This is a genomic window from Agrobacterium sp. RC10-4-1 (genome assembly GCF_014138475.1).
In the GTDB taxonomy this organism is placed as follows: domain Bacteria; phylum Pseudomonadota; class Alphaproteobacteria; order Rhizobiales; family Rhizobiaceae; genus Agrobacterium; species Agrobacterium pusense.
In genome coordinates this window covers 316849-331747 of record NZ_JACJIT010000004.1, presented here as the reverse complement: position 1 = coordinate 331747, position 14899 = coordinate 316849, and the positions used below count along the sequence as shown (strand labels likewise).

At 59.6% G+C, this 14899-nt stretch carries 15 protein-coding genes and 1 tRNA gene; 10 read left to right on the top strand and 6 right to left on the bottom strand.

Annotation, left to right across the window (positions count from 1 at the left end):
* Positions 1-22 precede the first annotated feature (22 nt).
* Both cysE and FHW77_RS13265 read left to right on the top strand, forming a co-directional pair.
* Complete coding sequence (gene cysE, locus FHW77_RS13270) at positions 23-847, top strand: serine O-acetyltransferase (RefSeq protein ID WP_004441918.1); 825 nt, start codon at positions 23-25, stop codon at positions 845-847.
* Between the two features lie 141 nt (positions 848-988).
* The gene (locus tag FHW77_RS13265; protein WP_003524869.1) at positions 989-1192 is read left to right on the top strand and encodes a DUF3126 family protein; all 204 of its coding nucleotides are present in this window, start codon (positions 989-991) and stop codon (positions 1190-1192) included.
* Positions 1193-1242: 50 nt separating this feature from the next.
* On the opposite strand, the gene FHW77_RS13260 is transcribed toward FHW77_RS13265, so the two are convergent.
* Positions 1243-2637 carry a cytochrome P450 gene (locus FHW77_RS13260; protein ID WP_004441917.1) on the bottom strand — a complete coding sequence of 465 codons (1395 nt, stop codon included), beginning with the start codon at positions 2635-2637 and terminating at the stop codon, positions 1243-1245.
* A 111-nt stretch (positions 2638-2748) separates the two neighbouring features.
* Here FHW77_RS13260 and FHW77_RS13255 point away from each other — a divergent pair, with 111 nt between their 5' ends.
* Complete coding sequence (locus FHW77_RS13255; protein WP_004441916.1) at positions 2749-3405, top strand: TetR/AcrR family transcriptional regulator; 657 nt, start codon at positions 2749-2751, stop codon at positions 3403-3405.
* An 86-nt stretch (positions 3406-3491) separates the two neighbouring features.
* On the opposite strand, the gene fdhA is transcribed toward FHW77_RS13255, so the two are convergent.
* Together fdhA and FHW77_RS13245 are read right to left on the bottom strand one after the other, a co-directional pair.
* Positions 3492-4682 carry a formaldehyde dehydrogenase, glutathione-independent gene (fdhA, locus tag FHW77_RS13250; protein ID WP_004441915.1) on the bottom strand — a complete coding sequence of 397 codons (1191 nt, stop codon included), beginning with the start codon at positions 4680-4682 and terminating at the stop codon, positions 3492-3494.
* A gap of 160 nt (positions 4683-4842) precedes the next feature.
* Positions 4843-5715, bottom strand: a complete 873-nt coding sequence (locus FHW77_RS13245; protein WP_004441913.1) for an ATP-binding protein — start codon at positions 5713-5715, stop codon at positions 4843-4845.
* A gap of 207 nt (positions 5716-5922) precedes the next feature.
* Between FHW77_RS13245 and yajC the strand changes: the two genes are divergently transcribed.
* From yajC to FHW77_RS13220, 5 genes are all read left to right on the top strand, one after another.
* Positions 5923-6270, top strand: coding sequence for a preprotein translocase subunit YajC (gene yajC / locus FHW77_RS13240; RefSeq protein WP_004441911.1), 348 nt, complete (start codon positions 5923-5925; stop codon positions 6268-6270).
* A gap of 80 nt (positions 6271-6350) precedes the next feature.
* On the top strand, positions 6351-8915 hold the full coding sequence (gene secDF / locus FHW77_RS13235; protein WP_004441909.1) for a protein translocase subunit SecDF: 2565 nt from the start codon (positions 6351-6353) through the stop codon (positions 8913-8915).
* Positions 8915-9307, top strand: a complete 393-nt coding sequence (locus tag FHW77_RS13230) for an Mth938-like domain-containing protein (RefSeq protein WP_004441908.1) — start codon at positions 8915-8917, stop codon at positions 9305-9307. The genes secDF and FHW77_RS13230 overlap by 1 nt, the downstream gene beginning before the upstream one ends.
* Positions 9308-9330: 23 nt before the next feature.
* The gene (locus FHW77_RS13225; RefSeq protein ID WP_004441906.1) at positions 9331-10176 is read left to right on the top strand and encodes a phytoene/squalene synthase family protein; all 846 of its coding nucleotides are present in this window, start codon (positions 9331-9333) and stop codon (positions 10174-10176) included.
* A gap of 126 nt (positions 10177-10302) precedes the next feature.
* Positions 10303-10761, top strand: coding sequence for a hypothetical protein (locus FHW77_RS13220; protein ID WP_004441904.1), 459 nt, complete (start codon positions 10303-10305; stop codon positions 10759-10761).
* Positions 10762-10779: 18 nt separating this feature from the next.
* Here the strand turns inward: FHW77_RS13220 and FHW77_RS13215 are convergent, their stop codons facing one another.
* The 3 genes from FHW77_RS13215 to lipB all read right to left on the bottom strand — a co-directional run bounded on the left by FHW77_RS13215 (position 10780) and on the right by lipB (position 13653).
* Positions 10780-11718, bottom strand: coding sequence for a DMT family transporter (locus tag FHW77_RS13215; protein ID WP_004441900.1), 939 nt, complete (start codon positions 11716-11718; stop codon positions 10780-10782).
* Positions 11719-11789: 71 nt separating this feature from the next.
* Complete coding sequence (locus FHW77_RS13210) at positions 11790-12857, bottom strand: NAD(P)-dependent alcohol dehydrogenase (RefSeq protein ID WP_044460039.1); 1068 nt, start codon at positions 12855-12857, stop codon at positions 11790-11792.
* A gap of 64 nt (positions 12858-12921) precedes the next feature.
* Entirely contained in the window at positions 12922-13653 is a 732-nt protein-coding gene (gene lipB / locus FHW77_RS13205) for a lipoyl(octanoyl) transferase LipB (RefSeq protein ID WP_044460040.1), read from the bottom strand.
* 189 nt (positions 13654-13842) lie between these two features.
* On the opposite strand from lipB, the gene FHW77_RS13200 reads away from it, so the two are divergent.
* Positions 13843-13927, top strand: a tRNA-Leu gene (locus FHW77_RS13200).
* Between the two features lie 577 nt (positions 13928-14504).
* Positions 14505-14891: a PAS domain-containing protein gene (locus FHW77_RS13195; protein ID WP_022556187.1), complete on the top strand. Its 387-nt coding sequence runs from the start codon at positions 14505-14507 to the stop codon at positions 14889-14891.
* The last annotated feature ends 8 nt before the right edge of the window (positions 14892-14899 follow it).

Here is a 14899-nt window from a genome sequence, read left to right as displayed (position 1 = left end):
ACTGCAAACGAGGAGACCGTTCATGGTCGCACGTACCGAGGCCCGTCAGCCTGAACAGCTGGCGATCGTCGACCCGATCTGGGGCAGCCTGCTGCATGAAGCGCGCAGCGCCGCCGCACAGGATCCGCTGCTTTCAGCCTTTCTTTATTCGACGATCCTCAACCACCGGTCTCTCGAAGAATGTGTGATCTACCGTATCTGCGAACTTCTCGACCATCCGGACATACAGGCCGTGCTGTTGCGTCAGACCTTCCAGGACATGCTGGATGACTGGCCGGAATGGGGAAGCGTTCTCCGCGTCGACATCCAGGCCGTTTACGATCGCGATCCGGCCTGCACGCGCTTCATGGAACCGCTGCTTTATTTCAAGGGTTTCCAGGCCATCCAGACCCATCGGCTTGCCCACTGGCTGCTGCAGAAAGGCCGCAAGGATTTCGCGCTTTATCTGCAGAGCCGGTCTTCGAGCATTTTCCAGACCGATATCAACCCCGCAGCACGCATCGGCAAGGGCATCTTCCTGGACCACGCCACCGGGCTGGTGGTCGGCGAGACGGCAGTCATCGGCGATAACGTCTCCATCCTGCATGGCGTCACCCTCGGCGGTACCGGCAAGGAAGGGGCGGACCGCCACCCGAAGATCGCCAACGGTGTGATGATCGGCGCGGGGGCGAAAATCCTCGGCAATATCGAAATCGGCAGCTGCTCGCGCATCGCCGCAGGATCTGTGGTGCTGAAGCCGGTTCCGCCGAAGACCACGGTTGCCGGAGTGCCGGCGCGGGTGGTGGGAGAAGCAGGGTGTTCTGAACCCTCGCGCCTGATGGACCAGCTCATCGGAGCCGATATCTGAGCGGCACTGTCGCGTTGACAGGTGGCCGGGTTTTTTGCCGTCGTCCGTGTGGAAGACACGGATGACCTGCCGCTTTCACTTTACTTTGGCCTTTGTCCCATGCCAAAAGCGGGCCAACGCGAACCGCACAGGAGAATAGTGGTGAAAGCCGACGAAATCAAAAAACTCGACGCCTACTTCAAGCGTACCTTCAACCCGACGATGGTGGTCAAGGCGCGTCCGCGCAAGGACGATTCCGCCGAAGTGTATCTTGGCGAAGAGTTTCTCGGCGTCGTTTACATCGATGACGAAGACGGCGACCGTTCCTACAATTTCTCGATGGCGATCCTCGACGTCGACCTGTGATCGTCACCGTTCGGTGACCCAGGGGGCCTCCATTCATCGCCCGCGGTGGTTCACGCCGCGGGCGATTTGTTTTTCCGTTGCACGATCCGCATCGTCAGGCGACTTTCCGGCCGCAATGTTACCCGCATCAGCGGTGCCGCAGTTGCCGTTGACCTGTTTTCCAGGTGAAGGCCTTGCAGAAGAACGGCCAGGATCGTCACGGCTTCCATCATCGCAAAAGCATTGCCGATGCAGATGCGGGGTCCCGCCCCGAATGGCATATAGGCATAGCGGTGGCGCGCCTTCGTCTTTTCCGGTCCGAAGCGCGACGGATCGAAGCGCTCGGGCTCGTCCCACAAGGCGGCGTGGCGGTGCACGGCATAGATGGGCACGTAAAGAACGGTGCCCGCCGGAATATCATGCCCGCCGAGCCTGAAGTCTTCAAGCGCCGTGCGTGTAATGACCGGAGCTGGCGGGTAAAGCCGCATAGCTTCCGAGAACACCTGTCGGGTATAGGTCAGGCCGGCGATATGTTCCGCCGCGACCGGTTCACCGGCGGTGACGGTGTCGATTTCCTCGAGAATTTTTCTCTCCGTTTCACGGTTCTTCGACAGAAGGTGAAACGTCCATGCGAGACCGAGCGCCGTCGTTTCGTGGCCGGCGGTGATGAATGTCAGGAGATTGTCGACGATTTCCGTGTCGGTCATCATGCGTCCGGTTTCAGGATCCCTGGCCTCCAGCAGCATCGAGACGAGGTCGTTCCTTTCGGATGGATTTTTCCGCCGTCCGGCAATCACCTTCGCAAGGCTTTCGCGCAGATAACCGACGGCGATCCGGGCCTTGCGCCGGCCAGGATGAGGTAGCCATTCCGGCGCCCCCAGCATGGTGAGCGCGAAGGTCCAGCCTGTCGGTTTCAGATAATCGGTAATACTCTGTTCGACCCGCGCAACATCAATTCCGTATCCACCGGACATCATCGTTTCGACGATGATGTCGAACGTGGTTCGCATCATTTCGTGGCCCACGTCGATGTCACCAATGGAAGGAGAGCGCCAGCGCGCTTCCGTGCGTCGTGCCGTCTCGATCATGACCGGAAGCAGATCCAACAGCTTTTCGTGGCGGAAAGCGCCTGCGACGGATTGCCGTTGCCATTTCCAATGGTCCCCGTCGGCGGTCAGAAGTCCCTGACCGAGGGCCGGGCCGAGGACGCGCCGCACATCTTCACCCTTGCCAAGCAGATGGGCGTTCTTGACCAGAGCCTCGTGGATCAAAACGGGATCGGCGAGATGCACGCGCATCGTATCGCCAAGGCGAGTGAAAACCGCCGGTTCATGAAAGATTTCCGGCGGCAACGCCTTCAACGGATTGCGGATAATGGAGAGAGCGAGACGCGCGGTGGCGAGCTTCGATACGGTTTGTGTCCCGATCGCCTCGGGCGAGGGGTTGCGAAGGCCGGTGTCGGTCATCTGCGGGTCCTTTATGCGCGTTGAACAATGGCAACATGCTGTTAAGGTGTTTACCTTATACCGGTAATTTAAGGTGTACGCCTTAATTTTCAATGGTGGGGTGAAATTTCTATGATAAACGGCGCGAAACGGCCGGGGCGATCCCTGACACGTGAAAAAATTCTAGATGTTACACTCGGTCTCTTCAACGAACGTGGCCCGGACCGTGTGACAACGGCCGAAATCGCCGGCGATGTGAAAATCAACGAGGGCAATCTCTATTATCATTTCCGCACCAAGGAATCGCTGGTCCTTGCCCTGTTCGCCCGCTTCGAAAACGATGCGCTGGCGCTCGTCGCGACTGTTGACGGAGCGGACGAGGCGGCTGCGGCGACTTATGCCGGCTTTTTGTGGCAGTGGTTCTCTCTCGTCTGGAACTACCGCTTCCTTTTTCGCGATCTTGTCGGTCTGGTGGCGTTGGCACCGGGGCTGGTGGAGCCCGTCCGAACCATAAGCGCCGCCATGCGTCTGGCGGTCGGCCACATCGTCACGCGGATGCAGAATGCGGAGCTGGTGGACATTCCCGAAGCGGAGCGCGAGGCGGTTTTGACGAATTTGTGGATCGTCTCGACCTATTGGGCGTCCTATCTTAATCTGCAGGAAGGTGTCAGCGAATTCGGGTCGCAGCAACTGGAGTGGGGGCTGCGGCAGGTATCCAGTCTGTTCAGGCCTTATCTTTCTTCCGAGGCAATGGCCGAGCTGGAGTCACTGGGAGAAGGCGAGAAATAGTGTCTCCGACAGGGGACATTTGCGCCAATGGAAAACCGCCCGTTTATAGCGGGCGGTTTCATTACACCGGTTTTCCGGTGCAGGCGTCAGGCCGCCTTGAGCAGGTCGCCATGCGGATCGAGCACGAACTTGGTGGCTGCGCCCTGATCGAAGCTCTCATAGCCCTGTACGGCATCGTCGAGCGCAATGATCCTGGCGTTGACGATGTCGGCAATCGGCAGGCGGTCGTGCAGGATCGCCTGCATGAGCTGGCGGTTATATTTCAGCACCGGTGTCTGGCCGGTGTGGAAGGATTGCGCCTTCGCCCAACCGAGGCCGAAACGCAGTGACAGGCTGCCCTGTTTGGCAGCATCATCCACCGCGCCCGGATCTTCGGTGACATAAAGGCCTGGAATGCCGATCGAGCCGGCGGCGCGGGTGATTTCCATCATCTGGTTGAGAACGATCGCCGGCTGTTCGCCGCCTGCGTGGCCGCGCGCTTCAAAGCCGACCGCGTCGATCGCGCTGTCCACCTCGTTGGTGCCGACAATCTCGGCGATCATGTCGCCCAGCCGGTCGCCCTTCGAGAGATCGACGGGTTCGAAGCCGACTTTCGCAGCGTGGGCAAGACGATCCTTGTTGAAATCGCCGATCATGACGACCGCAGCACCCAGAATGCGGGCGGAGGCGGCAGCCGCGAGGCCTACCGGGCCGGCACCGGCGACATAAACAGTGGAGCCGACGCCGACACCGGCCTTCACTGCGCCGTGGAAGCCGGTTGGCAGAATGTCGGAGAGCATGGTGAGGTCGCGGATCTTCGACATCGCCTTGTCACGATCCGGGAATTTCAGCAGGTTGAAATCGGCATAGGGGATGGTGACATATTTCGCCTGACCACCGATCCAGCCGCCCATGTCGACGTAGCCATAAGCGCCGCCGGCGCGGGACGGGTTCACCGTGAGGCACACGCCGGTATCCTGCGACTTGCAGCAGCGGCAGCGGCCGCAGGCGACGTTGAACGGCACGGAAACGATGTCGCCAACCTGCAGCATCTCAACGTCGATGCCCTTCTCGATGACTTCGCCGGTGATTTCATGACCGAGAACGAGGCCCGGCATCGCCGTGGTGCGGCCGCGCACCATGTGCTGGTCGGAGCCGCAGATATTGGTGGAAATCACCTTGAGAATGACACCGTGCTCGATGCGCCGGCCATCCGGCGCCTCAAGCTTCGGGTCGTCGATGTCGCGGACTTCGACCTGACCCGGCCGCATGTAGACGACGCCTCTGTTCCTGCTCATATCCATCTCCTCCATGGTTGAACACCGTACCTGTCCGCTCCTCCGCGGGCAGATGACTTCATGGGTGCAGCAAACCATGAGAGGGGAGATGTGGCGTTCGGGAATACGACACGCGGTGTGGTCGTAACGACACCGCGTTTCGCCCGATGTCACCGTGGTGTTATCTGTCGAGCGGTTTCCTGAGGCGGCCGGCGGCGTCCTGAATATATTGCCAGGCGACACGGCCTGAGCGGCCGCCGCGGGTGGTTGCCCATTCCAACGCCTCGTGATGCAGTGTCTCGCGGTCGAGACCCAGATCGAAATGCGTGGCATAGCTGTCGATCATCGTCAGATAATCTTCCTGACCGCATTTGTGGAAACCGAGCCAGAGGCCGAAGCGATCGGAGAGCGACACCTTTTCCTCAACCGCTTCGGATGGGTTGATGGCAGTGGACTGCTCGTTTTCCATCATGTGACGCGGCAGAAGATGGCGACGATTGGAGGTCGCATAAAACAGCACATTGTCAGGACGTCCCTCGATGCCGCCGTCGAGCGCGGCCTTCAGCGATTTATAGGCGGTGTCGTCATGGTCGAAGGAGAGGTCGTCGCAGAAAACGATGACGCGCTGGCCCGAGGCCTTGAGGATGTCGAGCAGGGCGGGCAGGGTGTGGATGTCCTCGCGGTGCACTTCCACCAGCTTGAGCGAAACACCGCTTGCCGCACGCACATCTTCGTGAACGGCCTTCACCAGCGAAGACTTGCCCATGCCGCGCGCACCCCACAGCAGCACGTTGTTGGCGGCGAAACCTTCCGCGAAACGCAGCGTGTTTTCGTGGAGAATGTCGCGGACATGATCGACGCCGCGGATGAGTTTCAACGCGATGCGGTTGGGGCGGGCAACAGGCTGCAGGAAAGAGTTCAGCGGCGCCCAGACAAAACAATCCGCCGCATTCCAGTCGTTTGCGGCGGGCGCCGGTCCCGCCAGCCGTTCGACGGCATCGGTGAGCCGGCGCAGTTCTGAAAGAAGCAGGGAGGCCGTTTCTTCTCGAATCATGGTGTTTCTTCCGCTTGTCTGATGTTCAAAACTCTGTTTTGCGCCCGGCCTAGCATGGTGTTTGGCGCCCATAAAGGTTAAGAGGTCCGGAATCGGTACGGCGAGGGCCCTGCATCTGTTGCAATCCCGGCGTTCCCCACTATATTCCGGCGGCTTGAAAGCTGGGGCGGCATACGAGGTCGTGCCGTAATCGTTGAGGAGTTTTATATGTTCATTAGTCAAGCTTTTGCCCAGGATGCAGCGGGCGGCACGTCGGCGCTGGGTTCCGGCCTTGAAATGCTTTTCCTGTTTGCGCCGCTCATGGTGGTCTGGTATTTTTTCCTTATCCGTCCGCAGCGCGCACAGATGAAGAAGCGCCAGGAAACGCTGACCAATATTCGCCGCGGTGATCAGGTCGTTCTCGGCGGCGGCATCGTCGGCAAGGTGACCAAGGTCATCGATGACAGTGAACTCGAAGTCGAAATCGCCGAAGGCGTGAAAATCCGCGCTGCCCGTGCTTACATTGCCGAAGTGCGCGTGAAGGGCGAAGTGGTCAAGACGGAAGCAGCTTCCTGATCCTGCCGGACAACCGAATGCCCGATTGCGAATTTTGACGGGTTGCGCAGAGCGCGACCCCAACCCTGACCGAGATCGAAATGCTTCATTTTTCCCGTTGGAAAACAGTCTTCATCTGGCTGCTTGTGCTGGCAAGCGTCGTCATCGCCTCTCCCAATCTGTTTACGGACAAACAGCTGGAGGGCATGCCTGCCTGGTACAAGGACAACAAGGTAACGCTCGGTCTCGACCTTCAGGGCGGTTCCCACATCATGCTCAAGATCGAGCGTTCCGACATCGTCAAGGAACGGCTCGAAACCATCGTGGGCGATGTGCGAACGCAGCTTCGCGATGCCAACATCCGTTATTCGGGCTTGACCGGCAACGGCCAGCAGATTCAGGTCCGCATCAGCGATCCGGCGCAGCTGGAAGCCGCCAAGAACGCACTTCGCGACCTGACGCAGCCGGTATCCGCCGGTACGCTGGTCGGCGGCTCCATTACCGAAGTGACGATGAATGATGGTGGCGACAATCTGCTGCGTCTCAATCTCACGGATGAGGGCATCGATTACCGCCTGTCATCAGCGGTTTCGCAGTCCATCGAAGTCGTGCGCCGCCGCGTTGACGAAGTCGGCACGACCGAGCCGCTCATCCAGCGTCAGGGTTCCGATCGCATCATCGTGCAGGTGCCTGGTCTTCAGGATCCGCAGCGCCTGAAGTCACTTCTCAACCAGACGGCAAAGCTCTCCTTCCGCATGGTTGACACCACCATGCCGGTGCAGGAAGCCATGAACGGCCGTCCGCCAGCGACGTCCGAGGTTCTCTATTCGCAGGACGATCCGCCGGTTCCCTATCTCGTGGAGCGCCGTGCGCTCGTTTCCGGCGACAATCTCGTCGACGCGCAGGCAAGCTTCAACCAGCAGACCAATGAACCCGTCGTCACCTTCCGCTTCGACAGCCGCGGCGCGCAGCGGTTTGCGCAGGCGACGCAGCAGAATGTCGGCAAGCCTTTCGCCATCGTGCTCGATAACCAGGTCATTTCCGCGCCTGTCATCCGTGAGCCGATCATTGGCGGTTCGGGCCAGATTTCAGGTAATTTCTCGGTGCAGGGCGCGAACGACCTTGCTGTGCTGCTGCGCGCCGGTGCGCTGCCGGCGACGCTGACGGTGGTTGAAGAGCGTACCGTCGGTCCGAGCCTCGGTAACGACTCCATTACCGCGGGTCTGACGGCAAGCGCCATTGGCGCCGTGGGCGTCCTCATCTTCATGTTCGTGTTCTATGGCTTCTTCGGCCTGCTGGCGAATATCGCTCTTGTGGTCAACGTCATCATGCTGCTGGCCGTCCTCAGCGTGATCGGATCGACACTGACACTACCGGGTATCGCCGGTATCGTCCTGACCATCGGCATGGCTGTCGATTCCAACGTTCTGATCTACGAGCGAATACGCGAAGAGGTGAAAAGCGGCAAACCACTGATCCAGTCACTGGATAATGGCTTTACCCGCGCCTTTGCGACCATCATTGACGCCAACCTGACGACGCTGATCGTGGCGAGCGTGCTGTTCTACATGGGCACGGGCCCGGTCAAGGGCTTTGCGGTTACGCTGGCCGTCGGTATCATCACGACCGTCTTCACGGCCTATACACTGACAGCGTGGATGTTCGGTTACTGGGTCCGCCGCAGCCGTCCGAAGCATCTGCCGAAGGGCGTTCGTACCGCCATGTTCGATGGTCGCGACATCCCGTTCATGCGCTACCGTCGCGTGGTGTTCATGATCACCGGCGTCATCATGCTTGCCTGTGTTGGCGGTTTCATCGCCAAGGGCCTGAACCTCGGTATCGACTTCCAGGGCGGCTCCGTCATCGAAGTCCGTGCCAAGCAGGGTGAGGCCGATCTGGCCGATATCCGCGATCGTCTGAACCAGCTCAACCTGGGTGAAATCCAGGCTCAGAATTTCGGTACGCCGCAGGATGTTCTCATCCGCATTCAGGCGCAGGAAGGCGGCGAAAATGCCGAGCAATCCGCCATCACCATGGTGCGCGGCGAGCTTGAGGACAAATACGACTTCCGCCGCGTTGAAGTTGTCGGCCCCGCCGTTTCCGGTGACCTCACCTTCACCTCCACGATCGGCATCCTGCTCGCCATGACGGCGATCATGATTTACATCTGGGTTCGCTTCGAATGGCAGTTTGCGCTCGGCGCCGTCATTTCGATGGTGCACGACGTGGTCTTCACAATCGGCCTCTTCGTGTTCCTGGGGATAGAGTTCAACCTTACCAGTATCGCGGCGATCCTGACGATTATCGGTTATTCGCTGAATGACACCGTCGTCATCTATGACCGTATCCGCGAAAACCTGAGGCGCTATAAGAAGATGCCGCTGTCGATGATTATCGACGTGTCGCTGAACCAGACGCTGTCGCGCACCATCCTCACCGGCTTGACCGTGCTTCTGGCGCTGCTCGCGCTCTACCTCTTCGGTGGCGAGGTCATCCGCTCCTTCACCTTCGCCATGCTCTTCGGTGTCGGTATCGGCGTGTTCTCGTCGCTCTACATTGCCGCTCCGGTGCTGATCGCCTTCAAGCTTCGTCCTGATAGCAAGGACGCGGAAGACGAGAAGGATGAAAAGTCCGGCAACGCCATCGGCGGCAAGCCTGCCGTCTGATGGCCGGCGGGATCGAAATACGCCCGGCCCATTTTCCCGGCCGGGCGCCCATAGATGCTTATGGCAATGGCGGCTTCCGCTTTGCCGACATGTCGCATCGAGGCTCGCTTCTGCTCCTGCCTTCGGGCATTTACGGGTGGGAGCCCGTTGACGCCAAACAACTGAGCGTCGGGCATTTCGAAAAGGTTCTGGCGGAAGCGCAGGATATCGAAGTGCTGCTGATCGGCACGGGAGATGGTATGCGGGTTCTGCCGAAGGAGCTGCGCGCGGCTTTCAAGGAAGCGGGCATTTCCATTGATCCGATGAGCACGGGTGCCGCCGTACGCACCTACAATATCATGCTTTCGGAATCGCGCGCCGTGGCTGCGGCGTTGATTGCCGTCGAAGGCTGACGTAACGCTCCGCGCGGGGAACCATGGCACCCACAGAAAATCTCGACGTCTGCCTTGCGACGCTGCGCGATACGGATCGTGACCGCTATCTCGCCTGTCTTCTGTCTCCCGCGGACAGGCGCAACGCTCTTGCAGCGCTTTATGCCTTTAACGCCGAGATTGCGCGTATTCGCGATTCCGTGCGTGAAGCGCTGCCAGGTGAGGTGCGCATGCAATGGTGGCGCGATCTGCTCGAGGGAAGTCCCCATGGGGACAGCCAGTCGCACCCCGTCGCGTCGGCGCTTCTGGAAACGATCGAGCGTTACAGGCTGCCACGATCGGTGCTTTCCAACATGATCGAGGCGCGCATCTTCGATCTCTATGACGATCCTTTCGAGGATCGCAACGCGCTTGAAGGCTATGCAGGGGAAACGGCTTCGGCGCTGATCCAGCTTGCCAGCCTCGTTCTGTCTCCGGAAGAGGCCGCGGCAAGCGCGGAAGCGGCCGGACATGCGGGTGTGGCGCAGGCCATGGCCGGCATGATGCTGCTCATGCCACTGCACCGTCGCCGTGGTCAGGTGTATATTCCAGCCGACATGCTCTCGGCCGCCGGGCTTGACCGGGAGACGTTCCTGGAAGGCACGGACCGACAGCGGATCGGCATTGCCATCGAACTGTTCGCGGCCCATGCGCTGGATCATATCGAGAAGGCAAGACGCGCTCGCATTTCGGGCAACGTCTTTGCGGCCTATTTGCCCGTCGCCATTTCCGGACCGGTCATAACGGCCGCGAGAAAGGCTGGCGCGGGCGTGTTTGAAGGCGAAGTGCAATTATCGCAGCTTCGTCGGCAATGGCTGTTGGCAAAAGCCTCTTTCCTCAAGCGCTTCTGATCGTCACTCCTGGCGCCGATGCGGGAGCCATACTTCGCGCAAGCCTCGTTTCCTATCAAAGCGAACCGGGTTCGCTTCGTTTCGATTCGCGACCCATGATGTTTGGTTGCTGAGGGAGCGTTCCGGATGAATATGGCGATCTGGATTATCGTTTTCGTGCTGCTTTTGGTCTTTGCCGTTTATGCCTGGCGCATGTCGCGGGCGACGGATGAGGACAACAGCCATGATGTCGGGCAGGCGATCATGGATTTCGCCCGCGCCTTTCCCAATGAGGCGATCAGAAGCCTGCACATGACGGCAGATGGAGGCGCTGCCTTCGTGCGGCTGCACGACAACAAGGCCGGTTTCATGCGCAACATGGGTTCTCATTACGTTTGCGTGATGATCGATCCCGAGCGGATCCGGGTGGAGAGCCTGGAAAGCGGAGACGGTTTCGTCGTTACCTTCTTCGACATGCCGAAATATAGCGGTTCATACCGCTTCAAATCGGCAGGAGAGGCGGCCGAAGTCTCTCTCTGGCTGCTCGGCAGTCTCGTCGAGGCGCAGGATCATCACGATGAAGGGCCGCTGCCTTCCGGCACCTGATGGCTATCGCATGGCCCGTCACTGCCCGTCGAGCGGCGGCCGATTGGCCCCCGCCTGCTGGCGTTCGCGCCAGATGATGAACAGGCCGGATGCGACGATGATGAAAATACCGAGCCATTTCGACGGCGTCGGAAAATCCGAGAACAGCGCATAACCGAGGATCGTCGCGGAGATGATCTCGAAATACTGGAACGGCGCCAGCAGCGAGAGCGGGGCCAGCCTGAAAGCCCTGACGATCAGCAGATGCATGTAGCCGGATATCGATCCTAGCAGCACGAGCAGAGCCAGGGCCAATCCCGATTGCGGCAGCGAGACGGCGAAATCCTTGTCGCCGAGCGCATCGCCGGCAAGAAGGGCCGCTCCCATGAATACCGTGCCGGCAATGCCCGACATGGTCTGCATCACAAGCGGGCTGTCGGCGTCGCCGATGGCTCGGTTCAGGAAGAGATAGAGCGTGTAGAGGAATGCGCAGGCCACCGGCAGCAGCGAGGTCCAGCCGAAGATTTCGAAGCTCGGCTGAATGACAATCATCGCGCCGCCGAAGCCGACCACGATCGCCGTCCACCGCTTCCAGCCGACCCTGTCGCCGAGAAACAGAGCCGACATCATCGTCAGCATGAACGGTTCTACGAAATAGATCGCGAACACATCGGCAAGCGGCATGTATTTGACTGCGGCGAAGAACATCAGGCTGGCCGAAGCGTGCAATACGCCGCGCAGGCAGTTCATCCAGGGACGCTTCGCGCTGAAAAGCGCGCTCGGTGAGACCATGAGCAGCAGCGGCAGGGTGCAGACCACCTGGAAGAAGAAGCGATAGAAGGTTACCTGCGCCGGTGACATGCCGCCAACCACGGCCATGTATTTGGCTATTGCGTCCATGACGGGCAGCACGAACATGCAGGTCGCCATGATCGTCATGCCCTTGGCGACATCGCTGAAACCGGTCTGGCTGGTCATGGTTCGAATAGCGCTTTCGACCGGAAGGTCCATTGAGAGAAGGGGGCGCTAAAGGCAGCCCCCTTCGCAGGTCAGGCGGCCTTCTGGCGCGGCAGGCTCTTCATATCAATGACGAAACGATAACGCACATCGCTTTTTATCATGCGTTCATAAGCATCGTTGATCTGATCGATATCGATCATCTCGATTTCGGCGGCGATGCCTTTTTCGGCGCAGAAATCCAGCATTTCCTGGGTCTCGGGAATGCCGCCGATCATCGAGCCGGCAAAGGTCTTGCGGCCCGGAATGAGACTGAACGCCATTACCGACAGCGGCTTTTCCGGCGCACCCACCTGCACCAGCGCGCCGTCTCGCTTCAGCAGGGCAAGATAAGCGTTGATGTCATGGTCGGCGGCGACGGCATCGATGATGAGGTCGAGGCTCGAAGCGGCCTTTTTCATCTGATCCGCATCGCGGGAGACGATCACCTCATGGGCGCCGAGTTTTTTTGCGTCTTCAGCCTTGCCGCGCGACGTCGTGATCATCACCACCGTCGCGCCCATGGCATTGGCGAGCTTCACCGCCATATGACCAAGGCCACCGAGACCGACAACGCCGACCCGCTTGCCGGGGCCTGCATTCCAGTGGCGCAGCGGGGAGTAGGTTGTAATGCCCGCGCAGAGCAGGGGTGCGGCAGCGGCTGGATCGAGACCTTCGGGTATGCTGAGAACGTAACGGTCATCGACCACCACATGAGCGGAGTAACCGCCAAGCGTATGGGCGCCGCCGCCCATCGCCTTGTCAGGCGAATTATAGGTGCCCGTCATGCCGTTTTCACAATATTGCTCCAGCCCCTCGGCGCAGCTTGCGCATTGCCGGCAGCTATCCACGATGCAGCCGACGCCGACGCGGTCACCCGTCTTGAACCTGGTGACATCCGAACCCACGCGGCCGACACGGCCGATGATTTCGTGGCCGGGAACGCAGGGGTAAAGAGAGCCCGGCCATTCGCTGCGGGCCGTGTGGATATCGGAGTGGCAGACGCCGCAGAATTCGATTTCGATTTCGACATCGCGCGGGCCGGGATCGCGACGCTTGATGGTCGCAAGCTTCATCGGTGAAGAACCGTCGTCGCAGGCGTAAGCGGATGTTGTGAACATGGTCGTTCCTCCTCTTGTGTTGATCGATGCATCAAACACCGGCCTGCGGCAAGGGTTGCGGCGGTCAGCCGCCAGCGCCGGTTTCGGGGACTGCCGGGCCAAAAACCTCCTCGAAGGCCTCGCGCAGCAGGACGTCGACATCACCGATCATAACCGGCAATCCAAGATCGACAAGGCTGGTAACGCCATAGGCGCTGATGCCGCATGGAATGATGCCGGTGAAGTGCGAGAGATCGGGATCGACATTGATCGCGAGCCCGTGAAAACTCACCCATTTGCGCAGACGGATACCCAGTGCGGCAATCTTGTCTTCTGCCAGGCCGCCATCCGGCAGGAGAGGTTTCTCGGGGCGCCTGACCCAGACGCCGACGCGATCCTCCCGCCGCTCGCCACGCACATTCATCTTATCAAGCGTGCGGATGATGACATCCTCGAGTGCCGCCACATAGGCGCGGACATCCTGGCGGCGGCGTTTGAGATCAAGCATGACGTAAGCGACCCGCTGGCCAGGGCCGTGATAGGTATATTCGCCGCCGCGCCCCGTGGCGAAGACCGGGAAACGATCCGGTTCGATCAGATCGGCCACATCGGCGCTGGTGCCGGCCGTATAAAGCGGCGGATGCTCCAGAAGCCAGACGAGTTCGTCCGCCTCGCCAGCTGCGATGGCGCTAACCTCGCGCTCCATTTCCTCTACCGCCTGCTCGTAAGGCACGAGGCCATCGGAGATTCGCCAGCGAACGGGCGGCGAACCGGCGGCGGGGAGCATTTTTGTCTCGATATCCGTGCGTGTAAGCATGAAAAAGTCCTTTCCACAGCCTTCTCGCAAAATGGCGTCACGGCCGCAACCCCAGCATTTCCGGGCTTCCTGCATATAGGATGGTGCAGTGCGATTTTTAATTTCAAAAAACTGTCACGACGCTCTTGTGCACCCAAAATCCTTTTGCTACATGCACCCCCGTCGGCGCAAGTCGACGCCTACCACGATGCGGTCGTGGCGGAATTGGTAGACGCGCAGCGTTGAGGTCGCTGTGGGGCAACCCGTGGAAGTTCGAGTCTTCTCGACCGCACCAAAGAAACCCGCTTCGGCGGGTTTTTTCTTTTTTAGCCAATCGGTTAGCCCTGACCCCACAAGACGCCGGGCTGCCTCTGAGCCAATTCGGCTACTGTGTTTTATCTTGCCGTCGGCATTATAAAAATTACGGGCGGCAAATCATTGACCCAACGCCGCCCGAATTGAATGGCCGGACTGAACTAGCGTCGGTAACGCTGTCCGTCACCGACACGGTAGGGGTCCCCATCCATTACCTGATCCATTCGCCACTCGTTTCCACGATATGGGCTATGCCACGTCTGGCATCCGGCCAGAAAGACGGTTGCGGTCAGCAATCCGAAAGTGAGGGCGGCTCGCATCATCTTGAACTCCTCGAAATGTCATCCCAGCCATGTAGGCGCCCGCCCGCATGTTTGCGATACCTCGTCGGAATTTGTCGTCCGTTTTAGAACGGCGCAACAATTTGGATTGCCGGAAAATTCCGGTGGATATTGATGCACGCTTTGGTAGCTCGTCTGCTCCCCCCACAAAACGAGGGGTGGAATATGAGAGGTCTGATGTTAGCTTTTGTCAGGAAATAATATCCGGGGGTTTTCGTGCAGGGGGACAAGACGGATTCAGACAATGCGCTCGGTTATTACATGTGGAGCATTTCCGACAACAGGCTGATCATGGATGCGATTACCGCGGAATGCCATGGATTTTCCGAACCGGTTGCATCACGCGGGGTAACGATCGAGGAGATTCTGGAAAGGATCGATATTGAGATGCGCGATCGGGTGGCACAGGCCATTTTCGACAGCATCACCACGGGCGTCTTTTTCGATCAGCGTTACAAGGTCAACCTGCCTGACGGCTCTAGCCGATGGATCGCGGCAAAGGGCAGGGCGATCTTCGATCCGGAGGGCACGCCTTTTCTCGGTATAGGCAGCGTCCGGGATATCACGCTGAAAAAACCTTACCAGTTTGAACCACGCCAGTAACGACAACA

Bases quoted from the DNA above. Each gene is read 5' to 3' on its own strand.
- FHW77_RS13230 (WP_004441908.1), top strand. From the start codon at position 8,915: ATGGCCGGCGGGATCGAAATACGCCCGGCCCATTTTCCCGGCCGGGCG.
- FHW77_RS13225 (WP_004441906.1), top strand. From the start codon at position 9,331: ATGGCACCCACAGAAAATCTCGACGTCTGCCTTGCGACGCTGCGCGAT.
- FHW77_RS13245 (WP_004441913.1), bottom strand. From the start codon at position 5,715: ATGATTCGAGAAGAAACGGCCTCCCTGCTTCTTTCAGAACTGCGCCGG.
- FHW77_RS13255 (WP_004441916.1), top strand. From the start codon at position 2,749: ATGATAAACGGCGCGAAACGGCCGGGGCGATCCCTGACACGTGAAAAA.
- fdhA (WP_004441915.1), bottom strand. From the start codon at position 4,682: ATGAGCAGGAACAGAGGCGTCGTCTACATGCGGCCGGGTCAGGTCGAA.
- yajC (WP_004441911.1), top strand. From the start codon at position 5,923: ATGTTCATTAGTCAAGCTTTTGCCCAGGATGCAGCGGGCGGCACGTCG.
- lipB (WP_044460040.1), bottom strand. From the start codon at position 13,653: ATGCTTACACGCACGGATATCGAGACAAAAATGCTCCCCGCCGCCGGT.
- FHW77_RS13220 (WP_004441904.1), top strand. From the start codon at position 10,303: ATGAATATGGCGATCTGGATTATCGTTTTCGTGCTGCTTTTGGTCTTT.
- FHW77_RS13260 (WP_004441917.1), bottom strand. From the start codon at position 2,637: ATGACCGACACCGGCCTTCGCAACCCCTCGCCCGAGGCGATCGGGACA.
- cysE (WP_004441918.1), top strand. From the start codon at position 23: ATGGTCGCACGTACCGAGGCCCGTCAGCCTGAACAGCTGGCGATCGTC.
- secDF (WP_004441909.1), top strand. From the start codon at position 6,351: ATGCTTCATTTTTCCCGTTGGAAAACAGTCTTCATCTGGCTGCTTGTG.
- FHW77_RS13215 (WP_004441900.1), bottom strand. From the start codon at position 11,718: ATGACCAGCCAGACCGGTTTCAGCGATGTCGCCAAGGGCATGACGATC.
- FHW77_RS13210 (WP_044460039.1), bottom strand. From the start codon at position 12,857: ATGTTCACAACATCCGCTTACGCCTGCGACGACGGTTCTTCACCGATG.